This is a genomic window from Hymenobacter daeguensis (genome assembly GCF_054780555.1).
Window position 1 is genome coordinate 1 of sequence record NZ_BAAGWC010000018.1, and the last position, 20,699, is coordinate 20,699.

Consider the following 20,699-nt stretch of genomic DNA (forward strand, 5'->3'; position numbering starts at 1 on the left):
GCGACGCGACCGTCCTTGAACACCACCTTGTCGCCCTCGAAGCTGTGCACGGGCATCACGGCGTCAAACGCGGCCGTTTTTGGTTTTTTTGCCATGAATAGTGGGAATGGGAAGGGAGCCCACCGCCAGGCGGCGAGGCTGGATGAACGTGTAGGAGAGCCAGCCCATCAGGAAGCCGGGAGCTTGCGTGCGGGTGAGGTAGCGCAGGCCCAGAATCAGGCCCACTTCCGTGAGGATGACCACCAGATAGACCATGCGCGGAATCTTGACGGCCATGCCCAGGAAGCCCAGCAGCAGCACAGAGCCGATGAACAGGCCAACCAGCAGCCCCAGGTCCTGCAGGTTCATGCCCAGCACCTGCGCGGGGCGCTCAATGGATTTATAGGAACGCATGACAGCGGCCTAGTCAGTAATACCACCCCCGTCGCTGCCACCCACGGCGCTGACCAAATCGTCCTTGAAGAGCTGGAAGCCGAACCAGAGCAGCACCCCGCCCACGAGCCAGCCCAGGGAGCCCAGCGCGTCGGGTGAGCCCTGGATAAACTTCATTACCACCCGAATCAGGCCGATAATCAGGATGATGGCGAAGATGACCTGCACGATGCCAATCACCTTTTCCTTGACCTGGGTGAGAGCCGCTTCGGCGCTTTGCGCCCGCGCCGCGCTGGTGGAGAGGGCCAGCACCGTCAGTAGCGCGTAGCCGCGCTGCTCCAGCTTGGAAGGTTGGTAGGCTTTGCCGGCTACCACCAGGTTTGCCGCCAGATTGAGGGGTTTGTTGAGCATAGAAGTAAGAAAAAAAGGGGAAGGAAGTAGAGCGCTTATCGCCCGAAAAGCAGGGCAGGAAGAGCGCGGAAATAAGGTGTAGTGCCGGAGGGATGCATGGCTAGGCGGAGCCTTCCTTGATGAGGGCGGTCAGGGCGGCTTTCTGGCTATCCGTGCCGATGCGGAGGGCCGCCCGATTGCTTTTTCTCAGCTCCGCGGCGGCTTTGCGGTTGGCCTCATCATTCTTGGTGCGCGTGACTTCCGTGAGCGGGTTGCTGTAGATGGCCTGGGGCACGGTGGCTTCCCCGTCCGCTTCTGGTTCGGCCGGTTCGCTGTCGGCAACTCTCGCCGCTTCGGCCGTGGCCGGTGCTACCGCGGGCGCAGGCCTATCAGTGCCGAGCATATCCAGCACATTCACCTTTGCGCCGGGCGCGTGGCGCGAGGACTGCAGCGGGGCCGTTCCGGCATCTTTGCCAGCAGATGGTCCCGGCGTGTCCCGCTGTTGCGCCTGTTCAGGGATGGGGTTCTTGGTCGCTTCGCTGTCAGCTGCCGCTGCGGTTTGGGCCTGCTCTTCCTGTACCCGCTTGTCCTCGTCGGGCATGAGCCGGGCCAGCGCATTGCCGGTAGCCGGCGGCGGACTTGGCGCGACTACCTCCCGGGAAGGCAGAATAGTTGACGGGCCATAATGAAAAGACCACACCGAGCGGTGGTTGCTCTTGGCCACGAGGTCAGCCGGCTTGCTCTTACTCTTGATGCGCCGCCAGGCCAAGCCGGACAGGGCAAACAGTAAAAACAGGGTGAACACAACGATAAAGGCCATTTTCATATGAGCCCTGCTTACGGCTGGTGTTCTGAAAGAGTTCTGAAAGATTTCTAAAATGATTCTTTTATTATTCTGTAAAACCTCTGATAAGTTTCTGCGTTAGGGATGGGCAACCGTATTTCGGCCGGGTCAGCTTCTCGGAGCTACCGCCGGAACACGGGGTATCATGGCGGGATTTGTGTTAGCCATTTGCAGCGAATGGCTTCAATTCGTGTCTTTGTAGACTATGCCTCTCGTTAGGTCTACTTACACACCTCTTCAACCCTCACAAAGCCACCACCCGCATGGTACCATCGCCACACATTTCGGCCCCTCTGGGCTTCCCCGACCTAAATCTGACCGTTCCTTATACCGACGTTTTACGCTATGCCCAATTCCGCCTGCTGATGCTTCCTAAAGGGGAGCTGAAATCGTTCTGCGAGCAGCACGAGCTGCCCTACACCAGTATCGTAGGACTGAAAAACAACTCCCTGAAGCGCGAAGAGCCCCGCCTGCTGCAGCGCCTACTCCGCAACCTCGACGTAGCCACTGAGCTAATCAGGATTCCGCCCAACAGCGAGAGCCCGCGCTTTCTATTTTCCAGCCAGGAGGCTCTGACCACTTTCCAGAAGCAGTTGAAGTGCTTCGACAGTGGCACCCCTCCCCTGCCCGGCTCCGAGCACGCCGCCGGCGCATCGGCAGCCCCAGCCCCGTAACCTCGACCGGATAGTTTTCTGGGTAGCCAGGCGGACTCATTCCCCGCCTCCCCTTCCCCACCCGGAGCTACTGGTCATCAACGACCACTTGTAAGCTCCCCGCGATGAATGCCCCTATCCGAGAAAACGACCCCACCGAGCTTGACCGGTTCAAGCGTGACATCGACCTGGTAGATTACGCCGAGCAGCAGGGCTATCAAGTCAAAAAGGAAGGCAAGCGCGGCGACTGGCACCAGCTCGAAAAAGACGGGGAGGTGCTCATCGTCACCCGCAAGGCCGACCACCAGGTGTACCTGAACACCGGTGATGACCGGGACAAGGGCAGCGTTATTGATTTTGCGAAAACCCGGGGCGGCAACGGCCACGGATTGAATTTGGGGCAGGTTCGCCAGCAGCTACGCGAGTATCTGCATGACGGGCCTGCCCCAACCCGCGTTTATGCTGCCCCGGTGGACGTGAGCCGGCTCAATGCTCTACCTGTAAGTGACCCGGACCATGAGCGCCAGCAGCAGGAAGACCGCAAAACGCGCCTCATTGCCGAAGTGCTGGGCGTGAATAAGGAGCTAACCGACCGTACCTACCTGCACGGCCGGGGTATTACCGATAGCACGATTGATAGCCCGGCTTTTCAGGGGCGCATCTTCACCGCGCAGCAGAACGAGCACAAGAACACCGCTTTTCCGCTCTACAACGAGCAGGGCTTAGCCAGCGTCGAGCAGAAGAACGAGCACTACAAAAACCTGCTGCCGCTGCCCAAAAACGGCATCTGGGTATCGCACCCCACCCAGGGTAAGGATACGCCGGTCGAGCGGGTAGTCGTGTCGGAGTCAGCCATTGACTCCCTCTCCCACTACCAGCTGAAACACGCGCAGGACCCCCGAAACACCCTTTACGTGGCTACCAGCGGCACGCCCACCGAAGCGCAGGTTGCCCTGATTCAGCGGGTGATTGACAAGCAGGAGCCTAAGGAAATCGTGCTGGCCAATGACCGCGACGCCGGTGGGCGACAGTTCAACATGAACTACATGAACGAGCTGCACCCGGCCCGCCCGCTGGTACCCGTGGCCGACCAGGAAGCCTACAAGGAAGCCAGCCGCCCGGTTGAGTGGCACGCCACGTCGGATAAGTACCACACAGCCCTGAAAGTGAGCTACCGCCACGACAGCGCCGAGAGCGGGGCGGCCCAGGTGCAGCAGCTGACCGAGCGGGTAGCCCGGATGAACGGCACCCAGGAAGCGGGCCCTACCATTGAGTTGGAAGTGCAGCGCAGCACCGAGCGGGAAACCGTTCTGCGCCTGTCGGTGGCCAAGGCCGATACCGCCCAGCTCGAAGTAATCAGCCAGGAGCTGTACCGCCAGCGGGAGCAGCTGCGGCCTGAGCAGGAGCGCGGCCAGGAGGCTTTTATCCGGGTCGATTATCCGCAGGCCAAAGACTGGAACCGAGAGTTGGAGCTAACGGCGCAAGGTATGAGCGCCGAGCAAATCCGCGCCCAGGCGCAGCTGGACGAGCAGCAGCGCGCCGCTGAGCGGGACCAGCGTGAGCATCAGCGGCAGGCGGAGTACGCCCGCTCCGCCGCAATGGAGCGTGCTGAGCAGGAAACCCGCCGCCAGTACGACGAGCGGCAGCAGCAGCGTGCAGACGATAACAGCCCCGAAAGCCAGGCCGAGCGCCAGGCGGAGGACCGCCGCTTCAATCAGGCGATGATGGGCGCGGCAGTCGCTGACGCCGGCCGCCAGGATGAGGAGAAGTCGTTCCGCTCGTACCGAACCGAGCAGGAAGCGGCAGCGCACACGGCGCAGTTCGTGCACGCCCGGGACGCAGGCTTGGTGCTGCTAAAGGAATACATCAACGATAACCCCCCTCCTACCGGCCGCAAAGTCGATGAGGCCGAGCAGGCTGAGCTACGTGACCAGGCCCGCTTCGCGGCGCGCCCGGCGGCAGCAGACCTGCCGGCAGCCCCGGCGGAGGTCAAGGTAGCAACCTGGCAAATCAATGAGCTGGAGCCTAACACCACCGGCCGCGCCGAGGCCTGGAAGGAAATTCTGGATAACTCCGGCTACTCGATGCGGACGAGTGAGATTCGCAGCACGGTAAATGAGCAGGGCATCCGGCGGGCGGAGTTCGACATGACCTACCGCAACGACCAGCCGGATATTGCCATTATCCACGCCATTGTGACCAATACCAATGCCCGTGCCGCGGCCAACAAGGAGCAGTACGCTGGGGTAAGCGTCGTCGAGCGCGACGAAGACCGCGCTGCCCGGCAGCTGGCCGCCGAGGCTGCCCCCATCCAGCCCCATAACCGCGACCGGAGTCTGGACGTGGCGGCCAAGCCGGATGCCGCGACTAGTGCAGCTGCACCCGAGGCTATTCGCGCCGACACGTCAGGCACCGAAAAGCAGGTAATTATTCGGGTGGACGAACCAGGCCTTACTACGGGCGAGCGAGGTCAGGCCGAGGCCGTGCAGGCGGCTGTCGAAACCAGTGGGGCCAAGGTAGGCAGCGTACAAAGCACAACCGACGAGCAAGGCATCCGACACTCGGAGATGAAAGTGTCGTACCGCACCGACCAGCCCGAGATTACGCAGATAAGCCAGACGCTCGATGCCGTGGCGGAGCAACGCGGCAGTCAACTGGTGGAGCACAGCAGCGACCGGGCGGAGCGGCACGAGGCGGCCCGCCACAGCTTAGAAACCAAGCAGCCAGCTCAGCAACTGGAGCGATGAGGTAACCGCCTGCAGGGGCATTCCGCTGCTTTCCTGCTTTCTTTGGCACAGGGTGCCGCGTGTCGTAGGTGCTTAGTGTGGGTCCAAGCTGCGGCTTGGATGCAACGGTTGCAGCGCCCTTACCAGTCGGTTTCCATTGAGGGAAGTCTGGTGACTCCTTGGAGTTGCCTAAGCGACTGGGGAGCGGCCGCCTACCGGGGCGGCCGCTTTGCATTACAAGAAGCTGTACCGCATGTGGCGACTCCGGTTTCTGACCGGCAGAAGAGCGCAGAGAGGCTAGAATTTACGCCTGCGGCGCTTGCTGGCAGGTGCCGTGGCCGGAATGTACACCGGGGGTGCAGGACGGGGCGGCCCGTATTGGGCACGTAGGTAGTCCTCAATGCCGTAGTCGCCAAGCTCAATAATTTTCAGATAAGAAAGCTTGCCCTCAAAGAGTGCTTGGTCCTTTAGGTAGGCCAGGTGCTGGTTGTAGATGCCATTTTTAAGGTGCACGGTGATGCACACCTTGTCTTCCTCGTACTCGTGCTCGATGCTCTCCACGTAGTAGCGTCCGCTGCCGGTGACGCCGGCCAGAAACGGCAGAACGACGGTATCGCCCACGCGCGGCGTAACGGCGAGTCGGCACTGAAAAGTCCGGTAGTCACGGAAGCCGGGCGCGCAGAACGTGTGCACCACCTGGGTGAACTGCAACACGTCGGGGTTCTCCTCGATGGCTGTCAGGAAATCCCCGTGGAGCGTTTCAATCTGCTTGCGCAGCTTCCCGGCCGTGAGGCCCAGCTTCTCCTGCAGCACCTTGCTAGCGGGGTATGGCCAGGTCATGGTTTGGATTTCGTCAATAAGCGGGTCGTACTCTTTGCCCTGCCCGCGAAGTTTGAGCAGTCCCAAGCGGGCCGAGGTAAGGTCGGAGAGCATATCCCGTACCCGCAGCGGGTCTTTAGGGCGTTCCTGAGAGCGTTTCGCCATGGTATTAGTAGAAATAGACCATACTTTCATTACTAAAATAACCATTGGCGCCAGCCGCACAGACCGTGGGTAAAGAGCCAACCAACTGCCTGTAATTGTGGTTGCTAGTTGACTTCAGAAGCTGGTTCAGACAAGGGGACACCAGCTAACAGACCATTTATATTGGCGGTAAGTGTATCCCTTCGGCCATTGTCCAAGGAATAAAACTGTACCCACAACTCTCCATAAACATCGATGGTGAAAATGAACTTCAGTTCGGCTTCACCAGCAGGCTTCTTTGGCAAGCGCGACACTTCAACCTTTCCAAGTGCCTTATTGGAATTTGCTCTATCGGCGTTTCCGTAGTAGACAGTGCTTGCACAAGACTCCTGATTATCGACGCTGGTGCAAACTATCCTGCTTATCGAAACAGGCAAGACCGTCCCCTTCTCAACCCCCACCAAGTATTTGTTGTCCTTTAAACCAGCGCCAATCGAGCAGGTCAACCTCCGCTTCTTGGTTAAATCAAGCTGAACTGCAACTTGTTGGACGTTGAGGTTTCGAGGTACGAGCTTAAAAGCTGCTTCAACAAGTTCGGGCCTGTTGGTAGCCTGCGCCTCAAATACTATGTCATTTGCCAAGTAGTCCCGCGCACTCAAACCATTAAACTCATCAAGCTCAAAAGTGGTCAGCCTCCTCACCTGGGTTTGCAGTCGGAGGTGCTTGGTTAGGTTCATAAACTCGCTGTGGAATGCCGAAACGGCTTCCTGCTCGTTTCTGATAATCAGGATATTTTCGCTGTTCTTTGTTTCAGCAAAGTAGGTCCAGTTATAGGAACCGTTTATCAGTATCTGGTTATCAATCACACAAAACTTGTTGTGCATTGGATACTCTGAAGTTGAGAAGTAGAATCGCCCACCGAGGTCAATAAAGGATTGGAAGTCAAGGCCTGCTTCCCGGTTGTTTATAAAGTCATTATGGACGATGATGGACACCTTCTTGCCTTCTCTGACCTTGTTGCAGAGAACGCTGAATAGCTGAGCATTGGTGAACCAGTATACCGCGACGAGAATTTCTTCCGTGGCTTTGTCTAGTGCCTCCAGAATTGCCTTTCTGATACCTGTGAAGTGTGGCGTTACCATAACGGGTTTCTTAATTCCCCGCATAATAGCTACTAACAAGCTACGATAACTCATTGCCCCGGAGTAGTGCTCATTCTGTAACGTCTACAGTCTATATCGGGGGCGCTAGAGTAAGAACAGAAATTCCCGTTAAGAGTCCATAGACTTTCGATTGCTGTAGCCAAGGCTCCTGTCCTCTGCGGGCCGTCTTGCACAGCGGTTGAGTCAGGGACGGGTAGTCGGCCGCGCGGGGGCGGCTGGGCTGCCCGTCGTTCCCCCGTACCAACGCTGGCGGAACCAGAACGCTAAGTTGACCAAGGCAATCAAGGCCGGCACTTCAATTAGCGGCCCAATCACGCCCGCAAACGCCTGCCCCGAGTTCAGCCCAAATACCCCGATGGCCACGGCAATGGCCAGCTCGAAGTTGTTGCCAGTGGCGGTGAAGGCAATGCTGGCATTCTCGGCGTAATCCGCTCCCAGGTACTTGCCCGCCGCGAAGCTGAGCACGAACATGATGCCAAAGTACAGGGCCAGCGGCAGGGCGATGCGCAGCACGTCGAGCGGCACTTGGACGATGGTTTCGCCTTTGAGGCTGAACATGATGACGATGGTAAGCAGCAAGGCAATGAGCGTAATCGGGCTGATGGCCGGAATATAGACCTGCTCATACCACGCGTCGCCCTTGGCTTTGCGAAGCAGAGTCCGGGAGAGAAATCCGGCGGCAAACGGGATGCCCAGATAGATGAGCACGCTCTGCGCAATGTCCCCGATGCCGATGTTCACGGCGTAGCCTTTCAGGCCAAAAAAGGGCGGCAGCACCGTGATGAACAGCCAGGCCAGCACCGAGTAAAAGAGCACCTGAAAGATGGAGTTCAGCGCCACCAGCCCGGCCGCGTACTCGCGGCTGCCATCAGCCAGGTCGTTCCACACCAGCACCATGGCGATGCAACGAGCAATGCCAATCAGAATCAGGCCCATCATGTACGCCGGCTTGTCGGGCAGCAGCCAAATGGCCAGCAAGAACATCAGCAACGGCCCCAGTATCCAGTTTAGAAACAGCGACAGCCCGATGATGCGCGTGTTTTTGAATACCGTGGGTAGTTGCTCGTACTTCACCTTGGCCAGCGGCGGGTACATCATCAGGATGAGCCCCACGGCCAGCGGCACGTTCACGGTGCCCACCGAGAAGTAGTTCACCGCCCGGTTGATGCCGGGCACGAAGTAGCCCAGGCCCACGCCCACCGCCATGGCCAGGAATATCCACAGCGTCAGTCCCCGGTCCAGACCGGAGAGCTTTTTTTCCGCCAGCGCGGTCGGGGCCGGAGCGGAGGGCGAAGGTTGGTTCAATGTTGCCATAAACGAGTAGTTCGGTTAATTGACGCCCACGGTCGGGCTGCGCCGCTCCATCTGGACCGTGTTGCGCCATACGCCGTGGTGCTGGCCAATTCGCTCCCGGTAGCCAATGATGCGGAAGCCTGCCTGCGTGTGCAGGCCAATGCTGGCCTTGTTTTCCTCGAAGGTGCCCGCCTGTAGCGTCCAGATGCCGTGGGCTTCCGACGCGGCAATCAGCGCCGCCAGCAGCTGCCGGCCTACGCCCTGCCCCCGGGCCTCGGCGGCGATGTAAATGCTGATTTCGGCTACCCCGCCGTACACGCAGCGCCCCGACACCGGCGAGAGCACCGCCCAGCCCGCACCGTGCCGGCCTCGTCCACCGCCACCAGGCGGCTGTGGGCCAGGTGGGCCCGGTCCCAGGCTTCCCATTCGGGGGCCTGCGTTTCAAACGTGGCGTTGCCGGTGGCCATGCCGGCTTCGTAAATGGCCCGGGCCGCGGGCCAGTGCGCGGCCGTAAATGGTTGAATGGTCATCGCAAACGGGAAGTAGAATTAGTAGGCGTTGCGCAGCATGTCGGCGTACTCGTTGGGCAGCGACGAGGCTTCAACGGCCTGCGCGGCTTTTTCCACGTCATATTCCACCCGCACCAACTCCGAGCGCACGCTGCCGGGGTCCGTCAGCGTGGTGTGCTCGTCCAGGTGCAGCAGCTGGTAGGCCGCGCGCGGGTCGCCGTCCTTGGGCTTGCCCACCGAGCCGATGTTGAGTGCGTGCCGGTACCGGGTCTGGCCTTCGTGCTCGTAGGCGAAGGTGCGGTGGTAGGGCTTATGGGTGTGGCCGAACAGCAGAATGTCGGCACCGGCCTCCTGCAGCACGCGCAGGAAGCTGGCCTCCGGCCGGTCCTCGAACAGGTACTCGTTGATTTTGCGCGGCGAGCCGTGCACCATCAGCAGGCTTAGCGTGCAGGGCTCCTCCTGAAAGTCCACGCGCAGGTGTTTGGGCAGGTAGCGCAGGTAGCGCCGCTCGTCCGCCCCCACGACCTGGTTGGTGAAGGCGATGCTTTGCGCCCCCAGGTCCTTCTCCGTATCGGTTTTGTAGGCGCAGCCGCAGTTTTCGCTGGCCAGGCCAATGCCCTGGTCGTAGTTGCCGGCCAGCGTGGGGATGCCCCGCCGGCGCACCTCGTTCACTACTTCGTTGGGCCAGGGCGCGTAGCCCACCAAATCGCCCAGGCAGTATATCATGTCGGGCCGGCGCTGCTCCATATCGGCCAGCACCGCTTCCAGGGCCGGCAGGTTGCCGTGCACGTCGGAGAAAAAGGCAATCGTCATCGAACAAGAAAGAAGCGTGGAAGAAGGGGAAAGCAAAACGGCGCCACCCGGAAGGGCAGCGCCGTTGGAACGGAGCTAGCAGCACCCGCCGCCCGGCGTGCAGCCGCCGGCCGTTTGGAGCTGGGGCAGCGCGAACGATTGGGCGTCGGGAATACCACAGGCATCCTGGGCCAGGCAGGCCGTGTGCTTGGGCGTGAGCACGAAATCGGTGCCGTCGAAGGCCAAGCCGAACTTGCCGATGGTGGCTTGCTGGTACTCCACCTCGATGTCGAGGTCTTCGCGGCCCAGGATGCGCTCCGACAGCTTCAGAATGTGCAAGAATTTCTGGGGCGCGAGGCGGTGGTCATAGTCCCCGGCTTCCCAGAGCTGGAAGTTGGCCACGGTTTCGCGGCGCTCCACCCCGCCGCAGTCGATGAAGTGCTTGCTCACCAGGCCTACTTCCGTCACGTGGAAGTGCGCCGGCAGGTAGGTGCCGTCGGGCAGGCGGAAATTCACGGCGTCGAGTCCGGCAAGAGACTGCTTCATTTCGGCGATGTTCATAGAAAAGAGGGGTTGGGTTGAGGATGTTGGGAGCAGGGGCAGCAAGGCGGACTTAGCAAGCGCAGGCGTCCGCGGGCCCGCAGGCCGGGTTGGCGGTGGCTTCGATGAAGAAGGCCGTGAATTGCTGGTACACCTGCTGCAGCAGCTCGGCGTTGAGGCAGTAGCACACGGTCAGCCCGTCGATTTCCCCGCGGATGAGGTCCAGGGCCTTGAGCTCCTGCAGGTGCTGCGACACCGTGGTGCGCGAGAGCGGGAGCTCGGCGGCGATGTCGCCGGAGATGCACGTCTGCTTGGAAGCCAGCAGCTGGATGATGGCCACGCGGGCCGGGTGCGCCAGCGCCTTCGCCACGCGGGCCAGTTGTTGTTGCTCTTCGGTAAAGGCGGTGGTCTTGGCGTACGTCATGGCAGGCTGTGAAGTATGTCGCAAATATACGACATAATACGACGTATGTTTACGTCATACACTGTTTTCTTTTACCATCAAGAGTGTGGGTTTGATATACCTTAGTTTCGCTCAGTCCCCCGAAGCACCTTTGCTAACCGCGTCTAGTTTCTGCTGCAGAGAAGCAAAGCGCGGGTCGAGTGCGGCCGGGGTTGCGGTGTAGGATGCAGCCGGGGCATAGGCCGCCCATTGCCTCCGTTCCGGCGGGATGACAGCTACGGGAGCCTGCAGCAGTACCGTGCCGCCGGTACCATGGAAACCCTGCACAGCCTCGTGGGGCTCAAATCCATCGGGAAGGCAATCAGACGGTACATGCACCCGGGCCTTGGCCCGCGTCAGGGCGACGTAAAGCAGGTTGATTTCCTCAAATACACGGGCCCTGACGCCCGGCTCCGGGGGCTTAGCTGCAAATTCCTCTTCCAGCTTGTCAACGGTGGCCTGCGTGATAAAATCCGGAGTGAGCTGCACCTGGTCGTACTCCAAGCCTTTGCAGCGGTGCACCGTGGAGAAGTAAAGTTGCGCCTGGTCGCGGGCACCGTCAGCAACGTGCAGGCGCTTCAACTCTTTGATGAGGTCGATAACGTCGTTGCCGTAGTCCTCCACGATGGTGATGAGCATCTGCAGCTGCCCATCCTCGGTCTGCTCGGCGTAGTCGGCCAATTCATCCAGATTAGCCATTTTACGAATCAACGGGTCCTTGATGGCCTCGCTCCGTCCGTTATAGAGGGCCAGTACGTCCGTTAAGCTCGCGCCCTCCCCCGCGTAGGTGTAGGAGTTAATGTTGCCCTCAAAGTACACCCGGCGCAGCTGCTGCCGGTGCTCTTTGACGTACTCGATGGCCTTAAGCAGCAGCCCCAGGTTGGTGCGGCCGATTACGGCGCGAGTAGTTCCCTCGCTTGGCGCTTCCTGCGCGACACCCGTTACCACGAGTTGGGGGCCCGCGCCCAGCTGTGTTTTCCAGCTCAGAACGTGTGAGGCCAGTTTGGCGATGGGAGGCCCAAACCGGAAGCTGGTACTTAGCTGCAGGCTGGGATAATCCGTTCTTTCCAGCGAGTTGACCGCGTGCCGCCAACCGTAAATCTGCTGGTGGGTATCCCCAACAATCACCTTGGTAGCGGGTTGACGGAAGAAGATATCCAGCATGGCCCCGGAGGCGTCCTGGCCCTCATCGAACAGGATGACATCAGCCGGCAGCAGGGTGTGGCTCAGCTGAAATTTCTTCAGGTAGAAGTCGTGGGTAATAGCAATTTCACCGCGGTCCATACGGGCCAGCAACTCCCGGCAGCTTCGCTCGATAGTAGCGTAGTGCTTGCCGACAAATTCACGGGCCTTCGGGTCGGTTAGCGTGGCCAGGTAATCGAGCCGTTGCACCTGCGCCTGGTCGCTGTTGCAGAAATAGGTTACGAACTTGGCAATGTGATTAGCCAGCACATACTCCTGGTGGCGCTCCTGCCCGGTGCCCCGGGGCAGCTTGAGCATTTCCACCAGTTCGTGCGCCCGATACCCTTTGTTGTTGAGTTGGTAGCGGCTGCCGCGCACCACGTAGCGGTAGGCCAAGGAATGCGCTGTTTCCACCGAGACGTTCGGTAGGCCGGCCGCCTGGAACTTGCGGATGGCCTCCTGCCGCACCGTCTTGTTGAAGGCCAGGTATAGAATGCGAGCCGTTGCCGGTTGGGCGCGGGCATATTCGACCATCGTGGTGGTTTTACCACTCCCGGCAACGGCGTTGATTTTCAAATGGCCCTGGGAGGCCAAGATGGCAGACTGCTCAGCCGTAGGGGTCATTTCTGTAGGAGTTGTTCCAGCGAACGGATATTCTTAGCACTTAAAACCGGGCGCGGCTAGTACATAGCCTAAATGGCCGCTGATGCCGAAAATGGGGAGTATAGGTAGCAAACTCTATTTAAGCGTCAGTACCTACTTCGTCGCCGGATAGGCTAAAATGAGCGCGCCAAGCCTGCCACAGCTCTGGCCTAGCTTCGCTACGGTGCATGGTCTCGGAGTCAATGGCGCGCATCTGCTCGTCAATGGTACGCGCCGTCCAGACGCCCGAGTCCAGGTTGGATTGGTAGTACTTAAGGAGCTTTTGCCGGTTGCGTTCAACGACAAATAGCCAGTCATCTTCCCGGAAGTAGCCTGTTCGCAACGTAAAACGATAACTCGTGTCCACTTCCTCACTTTCCAGGAAGGGCCGGTCATTATCGGTGAAGGGATTTTCCAGTACCCCACAAGCTTTCCCACCGACAAACCGGCGGGCTTGGTCGTACTGACGGCTCCATACCTCAATAAGCTCGTCCGCTTGTTTTGCCTTATAGGGAGTGTAATGCGCAATGGCCGCGTGTTTGATTTCGGGCAGCAGCTTCCGCCACATACTATCCCGGCGACAGTGGGCTGCATAGAGCGCCGCCATCCAGTTTATCACCTGAGCTTTTACTTCAGGAAGGGAATAGGCCGCCAACCAGGCATGCAACGGCTCCGGCATTTTCAGCACAAACGGCACCCAACTGGGCGACAATTCAAAGTCGGTCGGGTTGGCAAAGAACTTACCGGAGTGAACCGCCGCGTGCAGCGCTTCGAGCTGAGCCATGCGCCGGGCATCGGTGATGAAGAGGCTAAGCTCAGATTTCTTCCTGCGAATTGCTTGAATATTAGCAACGCGGTCCAGAAACTGGGTATTGCTCAACTTGGCTAGTCGGGGAAGGTGACGGTTGACAACAATGCCGGAGTAAGTCATAAGAGGCGGGAATAGAAAGGACAATATCGGCATTAACTGCCTTAGTGGACTTCCGCGAAACAATAGATTTTATAAGTCAGGAAGCGGCGATTTGCATTCAATAGCGCTTGAAAGACCATTCGTTCCAGCTAATTCTTTTCTTCTTGTTTCCGGCGCACCTGCTAGCATCCACTGGGCTGCATTTACCCCTCTGGCAAGCAGCGACGAAAGGTGCGCCGAAGAACAGCAGCGAGAATAGTCAGGTCTCCTGATGCGGAAAACAAGTCCCGACAACGATTGGGGCAGTTGGGGAAAAAAGCGGCGCTTTGCGAAAAAGAAACGCTTATATTTTGTATTTAATGCGATTAAAAATTGTATAAAGTGCAACTAAAATAAGCTTTCTTGCGTTTAATAAGTATAAGAAACAAACGGAAGAACAGCCTTTTAGCCATGAAAAAGACCAGCAAGCCCGCCGCCAAGAAAGCCACCAAAGCCGCCGCAACCCGGCCTGACGTGTACCAGATTGTAACGGACCGGATTATTTCGGCGCTGGAGGGCGGTATCATTCCGTGGCGCAAGCCGTGGAACGCGGTGTATGGCCTCCCCCGCAACTATGCCACCGGCCGCGTGTACAGCGGAATCAACCTGTTTCTGCTGCATTTCAGTGGTGCTCTGCCCTTTTTCATGACTTTCAAGCAGGCGCTGGCGCTGGGCGGCAACGTGAGAAAAGGGGCCAAAGGCCACCAGGTAGTGTATTACAACATCAGCAAGCGCGAGAACAAGGAGACCGGCAAGGAAGAGAAAATGCCCTTCCTGAAGTATTACACCGTGTTTTCAGTGGAAGACATTGAGGGTATCGAGTTCAATCTGCCCGAAGTACCCAAGCAGGAGTTCACCCCCAGCGAAGTGGCCGAAGGCATCGTGGAGGCGTGGGACGGCAAGCCCACCATTCAGCACCTGCATCAGCGGGCCTACTATTCGCCGGCGCTCGACTTTGTGAACATGCCCAAGCCAGAAACCTTCACCACATCGGAGGGCTACTATCAGACCCTGTTTCACGAACTGACGCACAGCACAGGCCACCAGAGCCGCCTTGACCGCGCCGACCTGACCGCCGGCGAGGGCAAGCAAAGCAGCAGCTACGCCCGCGAGGAGTTGACCGCTGAAATGGGAGCGTCCTTTCTGAGCGCGGCGGCCGGCATTGCGACCGAGCAGACCGAAGAAAACGCCGTGGCCTACATTCAGAACTGGCTGGAACGGTTGAAGAATGATAAGAAGCTCGTGGTACAGGCCGCCAGCAAAGCCCAGCGCGCCGCTGAGTTGATATTAGGGACGACGGCGGAGCCGGAGGGCGAAGCCGACGAGGTGCAGGCCCCGGCAGCCGCGCCGGTAGCCAGCGCGCCGGCCGCGGTGCTAGACGACGTCGACCGCGAGTTTATGGCCGCCGAGCTAAGCTGGCTGCAGCTCGCGTAGCCCGCCGGGCGGGGCTGGTCGCTTGCGAGCGGCTAGCCCTAGCCCTAGCTCTAATTCTAGTCTGCTTATGAAAGCCAGTGAAGCCCCCACTATCCAGAGCCCAGCTTGGAACGAGTACCGCAGCCGGGTGATTGCTGCTGTTGCCGACGTAGAAAATCTGATGCGGCAGCTGGATAAAGGCATTAACAGCGAGGTGCTCGCCGAGGAGGTTGCCGAGCGCCTTGGGCTGGAGATTGACACGTCAGCCGCCTACGAGTCCCTTTTGAAGCTGGTACGGGCAGTTCGCCCCATTGCCTGCGAAGGTCTGCGCCGCACCAGCGAGCAGCACGGCGGGCAGTTCCAGCTAGCACTATAACCCCTAACGATGAGCAGCCCCCTATCCACCATCAGGCACGCTACCCGTGACGTGCAGCAGGCCCTTGCCAACAATTGCTGGGCGGTATTTCACCAGCCCGCCGCCACCGAAGCAGCGCCAGCGCCGGCGGCGTTCCGCGTGAGCCAGGCCCGGACCCGGCGGGGCCAGTTTCAGGTTCGCTACCTGCAGACCGGAGAGTGGCACCAGGTAGCACCGGCCGACCTGCTTTTTCAACAGTAGCCCCTACCCTTTTACAGCAAAGCGTATCGAAGGCTACACATCTGGCTAGTGAGGTAATCTTCAAAATCAATCAACGGGTTCATGCCAGTCTTCCCAAGTTCCGTTTTGGCCGTCTGTCAATTCTTCCCAGTTTTCACGGTCTGAATCGTCGTCGGCTTCAGAATCTTCGGAACGCCAAAACGCTTGACGATTTTGCCACACTCGTTTACGCCTGAGGTCATATGTTTTGATGTTATTTTTAGATTCATACCACTGCTTAGTTAACTCGTCAACTTCATCTGAATGATAGGTAAATTGTAGAGAGCTGAAGTATTCATATAATATAGTAGTGTTGAATAGATTTTTATTTGGAAACGCCTGGCGGTTAATTGTGTATGATTCTAATATCTCATCGAGCAAATTTACTGGGGCATATATTGGAATTTTTTTCTTGGAATAGTATTCTGGTGCCCTTTTTTGCGCATTCGGTTTGCGCTCATGAAAGGCGACTATGTCAGCTTCAATTTCAGCATCTGTCATCTCTCGGTCTGATATCCGTTGATTTATCGTGAGATGATTATTTGCGATATGCAAGACACAGTCGGCATCGTCAGGTAGAATCCTTATCCATCCTTCTGTGCCAAAACCCATACCCTGTGGACGAAAATTTCGGCAGTCCATAGCTAATGCAAGGACAACTAAGCCGCTAGACAGTAATCGTATAACTTCAAAAGTCTTGACTCCTGGCGTACAATAAGCGGCATCATATTTTTTGAACGTTCCAAAGTCTTTGAAGTCTATAATTCTCACGGAGAATTTAATTTTGTTCTCTTCCTCTCTTGTTAATTCATTCTGTATATATCCTTGCTTGGCATATTGCTCTTCTAATTCAACGGCTATGCCTTTTGCATTAACTGTACTAGCTTTTGCTCTTTTGAAACATGCTTTTAGTGTTATTTTATCCGTATTAACATAGGCTATTTTATTAATAAAGGTTGATAATGGCCGATTGCGGCCTTCATCGTTGTGAGTATTGTTTCTCAAAATACGGTTTACTTCGAATAGTTTATTAACATAATATATAAAATAATTTCTATTTGTTTCATTGTTGAAATACTCTTTGTCTTGATTGTATATAGCATTCCATCCACTAGTGGTTAACGTGAATTTTGGTATGCTTTCCAGGCAGAAACCAATGTATGATGGGTCCTGCTTGAATACGTCAATGACTGATTTCCCTTTATGCTTGCCAAATGGGAATATGGACTTATCATCGAACTGCCAGAATCGAGCGTTAGCCAAAATGTCTTTCATATCTGGTTGTCTTGCATACTATTTAACAAGTAAGGTAGTATCCGGATACCAAAATGAGCAAGGGCAGCCCGGTTAGGAACTGCCCTTGACAAGCGATTTGGAAGCCGAAGCACTTAATGATGAGGATTAGTGGAATGTCGACGCCCGAACCGGCTAGTCACTCTTAACCAGTCCTGCCAAGCGCGCTAATTGACTGGGGGGAGCTTGCCCTGCTTGCGTAGGTGCGCCTCGTAGTGCCGGTGGGCCGCGTGTAGGTAGCCGATGATATTTGTCGGCATATCCGGCCCTTTAGGAAGCTGAACAATAATCTTGCGAATCTCCGACCACACAGATTCCGCAATCCTCACCCCTTTCAACTCGCCCGTTGGCTCCGGGCCCGCTGCTGCCGGCTTGCGGCCACGGGGACGGCGCTCAACCGGGGCCGCAGGCATGGAAGCAACTACGGCTTCTGCCACCGGCTGCTCAGCAGATGGCGCGGGCTCTTGGGCTGGCTCAGCTGCTGCTACCGGCTCGGGCCTTGGTGCAGGCTCGGGCGCGGCGGGCGCTACCGGGGCCGTTACCGCTTCTGTAGGGGCAGCCGCAGCCGGGGTAGTTGCCTTGCCTTCTGCTTCCAGGCGGGTTTGCTCCCCTCCCATCCCGGCGCGGGCTTCGGCGCGCAAGGTCTCATCAACTGGGATACGCTTCCGGGGGCCTTCAATTTTCGCTTTTACAAAGGGAGACTTTGCCATTACTTGATTTCGGTTGGGGTGGTATCGGTCGTTTCTTCCAGCTCAACGCCAACATCGGCTTTGCGCCGGGGCAGGTCCAGCTTTTCTATCAGCTCTTCGCATACGCGCCGGATTTCCTCCGAGCTATCCTTGGTGCCCCCGGCGTAGTTGCGGTAGGCCGGGGTAAGCAGGCTGTGCAGCGTGGAGGCGCGGCTGTATACCATGCGGTGGCTCAGGTAGGACTGGAAGCGCGAGAGGCCCAACTCGTCAATGTAGTCGTCCATCTCCTTTTCCTCCCGTCGGCCGCTGATGCGCTTCGTGGCGAGGCCGAAATACTGAAAATCTACCTCGGCCTTGTCAGCTGCTTTCTTCAGTGCTTCGAGGATGCCCATAAACTCGGCCGTGGAGGCGCGGTCCAGGTAATCCGATACCAGGGGCACTATTACCGCGTCGCAGCCCGTGAGGGCGTTGAAAACGTCTTCCCCGTCGGCCCGGCCGGGAATGTCGATGATGATAAGGTCGTAGTCGTTTTCCGGATTGTCGATGAAATCAAAAATGCTCTTCAGCGACATGGGAAACACATCATAGGGATAATCCGCCGCAGGGTCTGACTCACGCAGGATAGCCAGGCTGGGCTCGTCCAGTTGCTTGCGGGTTTTGACGATGCTTTGCTGGTAGTCACAATCCAGGATGGCGATTTTCAGTCCGTACTCGATAGCCAGAGGAGCCGCGAGGACGAGGGCCAGGGTTGACTTGCCCGAGCCCCCCTTTTGGGTAGCAAAGCTGATGACTTTTGACATGGGGTTACTGGTTAAGGTAAGCTAGCGCTGATGCCCCAGATGGTCAGGCCCGGGGAAAGCAAATGTAAGCGGAAATGTCGCAAAGTAGTAAAGTCGCATTGTCGCAAAGTTGTGTAATCGTAAAATGACTAAGTAGTAAAAGCAACAAATTGCAAAGTAATATTTACTACAAGTAGTAAAAATGCATTGTAGTAAAGTAGTAACGTCGTAGAATGATAGGGATACCACATTAGTCCTCTCATACATTATGCGTGTAGTAAAGTCGCATTGTAGTAAAGTAGTAACACGTCGACTGCGTTCGCTTATTAATGTAGTAAAGTAGTAATGTCGTAAAGTAGTAAGATAATCTCTGGTAGGCAATGTTGAGCTTAATGGCAACGACAGCTGTCCTATGTTGGCCAAAGTTGTAAAGTAGTAATGACGTAAAGTAGTAATAGGGGGTCAAAAAGCTTTTGCGGGCTAATGAGTGCGGGAAAGGATAGCAGCTACACCTGGTGCCCAGATACACAGCAGCCAGGACGACGCAGTGTGGTAAGAGCAGGAGAGGAGTTGCGGTAGGAGTAAGTCAGAATACAGCAGCAGGCCGGGGTAGCGATAGATAAAGGCTAACCCAATGCCACCCGTAACACGTACTCGTAGTTCTGAAATAGTTCTCAAATAATTCTGAAAGCCCTCTTGGATGTAGTGTAGGTAGTCTTAGCAAGAAGAGTATCACATACAGGGTGCTAAGCACCTGTAAGCGTGATACTTGTATTTAAGCAGAGCTTAAATCTACAGGTTTGTTAAGATAACTAGCTGATTTGCAGGATAAAAATAACCTAAAGAGGGAGGGCAGAAGATTGATTCTACCTATGCCAACCAACCCCGCTACGAAGAGCGTCAACGTACCTGCGGCTACTCATTTTCTGCTGAGCAAAGAGGCCAAGCGGCTGCAGATAAGCCAGGCTGATTACACCGGCGCGGCCGTGCGCTACTTCGCGGAGCGCGGGCTACACCCGGTGGAGGATGTGGCCCGCGAAGGCCAGTTGATTATGCAGCAGGTAAAGAAGCTCGGGGACCGGGTATTTGGGTATCTGCAGGAGCAGGAGCGTAGTCTGCTGCTACCAATGCTGGAGGAAATGCTTCGTAGCAGGGTGACGCTGGAGCGCGTGCTGCGCATGAATGAAATCCTGGTAAACAACCTGACTCAGCAGCTAAGCGGACTTAATGAGGCGCAGCTGAATGAGCAGCGGGAGGGCTTAAAGCAGCTGCGGGCGCAGAACGAAGACATGATTGAGCGGCAGGCAAAAGAGGCAGTAGCTGCCGCTCAACAGGCGGGCGCAGGCAGAATAAATGATGGCGATACGGTGGCAAAAGAAGTCAAGAATTAAGCACGTAGCCACCGATGTATATCAAGCTAATCAACCCAGCGACGCACGGAAAAGCGGCTTACAGCAATAGCGGAAGCAGCGCGCAAACGCTCAATTATCTGAAGCAGGAAGCCGGACGCGATGGAGAGGAAGCCACGTTTTTCGGGGCTGACCGCGACGACCTCAGCGCGGCCGAGGTGGGGCAGAACATCGATTCCAACGTGAAGGGACTGCGGGCCGGCGAGGCCAAATTCTACTCCCTGGTGATTAGCCCCAGCGAGGCCGAGCTGACGCATATTGGCAACGACGAGGCCAAGCTGAAAGACTATACCCGGCAGGTGATGGCGCAATACGCCGCCAACTTCAAGCTGAAGGATGGGCGGGAGCTAGGCAGCCAGGACCTGGTGTGGGGAGCCACGCTGCACCAGCAGCGCAGCTACCGGGGTACCGACCCGGAGGTGAGTGCTGGCCAGGCCAAGATAGGCGAGCAGCGGCCGGGGCTACAAACGCACATTCACGTCATCGTGAGTGCCCGCGACGCGGAGCAGAGAATTACGCTCAACCCCGGCGGACGCCGCAGCCGCTTCGACCTGATGCAGTGGCAGGCGGCGGCTGGCCGGCAGTTTGAAAAGCAGTTTGGCTACACGGCCCAGGCCCACGAAAAGCTCCGACCCAAGCAGCGCGATGGTAGCCGGGATGCCGGCCGCGCAGTCAGGATTGGGGAGCGGGTGGCCGCCCTTAACCTGCGCGTGCTGAAAGAAGAGCGACTGGACCCGCAGCGGGTCCAGCAGATTGCCCAGGGCCGCGAGTACGACAAAACATTTTACCGCTCCCTGGCTACCGTCGAGCGGCGGGCGCAGCAGGGCCAGCCCATTGATAACGCCTACCACCTGCTGAGCACGGGCCGCGAGCGGCCGGCGCCGCAGCACGCGGCCAGCACCATGCTCCACGCCGTGCAGCAGGCGGTGCGCTCCAATACGGGCCGTGAGGAAAAGACCGAGCATCTGAGCGAGAAAAGGGGCCGCAACAGCGCGGAGCTGGACATTGAAATGTAGCGTGCC

22 protein-coding genes are annotated in these 20,699 nt (G+C 57.6%); 7 read left to right on the plus strand and 15 right to left on the minus strand.

Going from position 1 to position 20,699, the window contains the following annotated elements:
• Positions 1-63: 63 nt before the first annotated feature.
• From ACYVHT_RS17030 to ACYVHT_RS17040, 3 genes are all read right to left on the minus strand, one after another.
• Positions 64-393 carry a hypothetical protein gene (locus tag ACYVHT_RS17030; protein ID WP_460554559.1) on the minus strand — a complete coding sequence of 110 codons (330 nt, stop codon included), beginning with the start codon at positions 391-393 and terminating at the stop codon, positions 64-66.
• 9 nt (positions 394-402) lie between these two features.
• Positions 403-783 carry a hypothetical protein gene (locus ACYVHT_RS17035; protein WP_196957097.1) on the minus strand — a complete coding sequence of 127 codons (381 nt, stop codon included), beginning with the start codon at positions 781-783 and terminating at the stop codon, positions 403-405.
• Between the two features lie 100 nt (positions 784-883).
• Positions 884-1,582, minus strand: a complete 699-nt coding sequence (locus ACYVHT_RS17040; protein WP_460554561.1) for a hypothetical protein — start codon at positions 1,580-1,582, stop codon at positions 884-886.
• A gap of 389 nt (positions 1,583-1,971) precedes the next feature.
• Between ACYVHT_RS17040 and ACYVHT_RS17045 the strand changes: the two genes are divergently transcribed.
• Both ACYVHT_RS17045 and ACYVHT_RS17050 read left to right on the plus strand, forming a co-directional pair.
• The gene (locus ACYVHT_RS17045) at positions 1,972-2,280 is read left to right on the plus strand and encodes a hypothetical protein (protein ID WP_460554563.1); all 309 of its coding nucleotides are present in this window, start codon (positions 1,972-1,974) and stop codon (positions 2,278-2,280) included.
• Positions 2,281-2,384: 104 nt separating this feature from the next.
• Positions 2,385-5,006 (plus strand): toprim domain-containing protein, encoded by a 2,622-nt coding sequence (locus ACYVHT_RS17050; protein ID WP_460554565.1) that lies wholly within the window; start codon positions 2,385-2,387, stop codon positions 5,004-5,006.
• A 276-nt stretch (positions 5,007-5,282) separates the two neighbouring features.
• Here ACYVHT_RS17050 and ACYVHT_RS17055 read toward each other — a convergent pair whose 3' ends face one another.
• The 10 genes from ACYVHT_RS17055 to ACYVHT_RS17100 all read right to left on the minus strand — a co-directional run bounded on the left by ACYVHT_RS17055 (position 5,283) and on the right by ACYVHT_RS17100 (position 13,442).
• Positions 5,283-5,969, minus strand: coding sequence for a hypothetical protein (locus ACYVHT_RS17055; RefSeq protein ID WP_460554567.1), 687 nt, complete (start codon positions 5,967-5,969; stop codon positions 5,283-5,285).
• Positions 5,970-6,073: 104 nt separating this feature from the next.
• Positions 6,074-7,090: a phospholipase D-like domain-containing protein gene (locus tag ACYVHT_RS17060; protein ID WP_460554569.1), complete on the minus strand. Its 1,017-nt coding sequence runs from the start codon at positions 7,088-7,090 to the stop codon at positions 6,074-6,076.
• A 204-nt stretch (positions 7,091-7,294) separates the two neighbouring features.
• The gene (arsB, locus tag ACYVHT_RS17065; protein WP_460554571.1) at positions 7,295-8,425 is read right to left on the minus strand and encodes an arsenic resistance protein; all 1,131 of its coding nucleotides are present in this window, start codon (positions 8,423-8,425) and stop codon (positions 7,295-7,297) included.
• 15 nt (positions 8,426-8,440) lie between these two features.
• Complete coding sequence (locus ACYVHT_RS17070; RefSeq protein WP_460554573.1) at positions 8,441-8,737, minus strand: GNAT family N-acetyltransferase; 297 nt, start codon at positions 8,735-8,737, stop codon at positions 8,441-8,443.
• On the minus strand, positions 8,707-8,934 hold the full coding sequence (locus ACYVHT_RS17075) for a GNAT family N-acetyltransferase (protein WP_460554575.1): 228 nt from the start codon (positions 8,932-8,934) through the stop codon (positions 8,707-8,709). The genes ACYVHT_RS17070 and ACYVHT_RS17075 overlap by 31 nt, the downstream gene beginning before the upstream one ends.
• 18 nt (positions 8,935-8,952) lie before the next feature.
• The gene (locus ACYVHT_RS17080; RefSeq protein WP_460554578.1) at positions 8,953-9,726 is read right to left on the minus strand and encodes a metallophosphoesterase family protein; all 774 of its coding nucleotides are present in this window, start codon (positions 9,724-9,726) and stop codon (positions 8,953-8,955) included.
• Between the two features lie 75 nt (positions 9,727-9,801).
• Positions 9,802-10,266 (minus strand): DUF6428 family protein, encoded by a 465-nt coding sequence (locus tag ACYVHT_RS17085; protein ID WP_460554579.1) that lies wholly within the window; start codon positions 10,264-10,266, stop codon positions 9,802-9,804.
• 52 nt (positions 10,267-10,318) lie between these two features.
• The gene (locus ACYVHT_RS17090) at positions 10,319-10,669 is read right to left on the minus strand and encodes an ArsR/SmtB family transcription factor (RefSeq protein ID WP_460554581.1); all 351 of its coding nucleotides are present in this window, start codon (positions 10,667-10,669) and stop codon (positions 10,319-10,321) included.
• Positions 10,670-10,780: 111 nt separating this feature from the next.
• Positions 10,781-12,493: a DEAD/DEAH box helicase gene (locus ACYVHT_RS17095; RefSeq protein ID WP_460554584.1), complete on the minus strand. Its 1,713-nt coding sequence runs from the start codon at positions 12,491-12,493 to the stop codon at positions 10,781-10,783.
• A gap of 118 nt (positions 12,494-12,611) precedes the next feature.
• Entirely contained in the window at positions 12,612-13,442 is an 831-nt protein-coding gene (locus tag ACYVHT_RS17100; protein ID WP_460554586.1) for a hypothetical protein, read from the minus strand.
• A gap of 429 nt (positions 13,443-13,871) precedes the next feature.
• Here ACYVHT_RS17100 and ACYVHT_RS17105 point away from each other — a divergent pair, with 429 nt between their 5' ends.
• From ACYVHT_RS17105 to ACYVHT_RS17115, 3 genes are all read left to right on the plus strand, one after another.
• Complete coding sequence (locus tag ACYVHT_RS17105; protein ID WP_460554589.1) at positions 13,872-14,894, plus strand: ArdC family protein; 1,023 nt, start codon at positions 13,872-13,874, stop codon at positions 14,892-14,894.
• 67 nt (positions 14,895-14,961) lie between these two features.
• On the plus strand, positions 14,962-15,249 hold the full coding sequence (locus ACYVHT_RS17110) for a hypothetical protein (RefSeq protein ID WP_345228235.1): 288 nt from the start codon (positions 14,962-14,964) through the stop codon (positions 15,247-15,249).
• 9 nt (positions 15,250-15,258) lie between these two features.
• Positions 15,259-15,489 carry a hypothetical protein gene (locus tag ACYVHT_RS17115; protein WP_460554592.1) on the plus strand — a complete coding sequence of 77 codons (231 nt, stop codon included), beginning with the start codon at positions 15,259-15,261 and terminating at the stop codon, positions 15,487-15,489.
• Between the two features lie 66 nt (positions 15,490-15,555).
• On the opposite strand, the gene ACYVHT_RS17120 is transcribed toward ACYVHT_RS17115, so the two are convergent.
• Both ACYVHT_RS17120 and ACYVHT_RS17125 read right to left on the minus strand, forming a co-directional pair.
• Positions 15,556-16,782, minus strand: coding sequence for an exodeoxyribonuclease X C-terminal domain-containing protein (locus ACYVHT_RS17120; protein WP_460554595.1), 1,227 nt, complete (start codon positions 16,780-16,782; stop codon positions 15,556-15,558).
• A gap of 727 nt (positions 16,783-17,509) precedes the next feature.
• Positions 17,510-18,289, minus strand: coding sequence for a ParA family protein (locus ACYVHT_RS17125; RefSeq protein ID WP_460554598.1), 780 nt, complete (start codon positions 18,287-18,289; stop codon positions 17,510-17,512).
• Between the two features lie 851 nt (positions 18,290-19,140).
• Between ACYVHT_RS17125 and ACYVHT_RS17130 the strand changes: the two genes are divergently transcribed.
• Positions 19,141-19,659, plus strand: a complete 519-nt coding sequence (locus tag ACYVHT_RS17130; RefSeq protein ID WP_460554601.1) for a BfmA/BtgA family mobilization protein — start codon at positions 19,141-19,143, stop codon at positions 19,657-19,659.
• Positions 19,660-19,673: 14 nt separating this feature from the next.
• On the plus strand, positions 19,674-20,693 hold the full coding sequence (locus ACYVHT_RS17135) for a DUF5712 family protein (protein WP_460554604.1): 1,020 nt from the start codon (positions 19,674-19,676) through the stop codon (positions 20,691-20,693).
• The last annotated feature ends 6 nt before the right edge of the window (positions 20,694-20,699 follow it).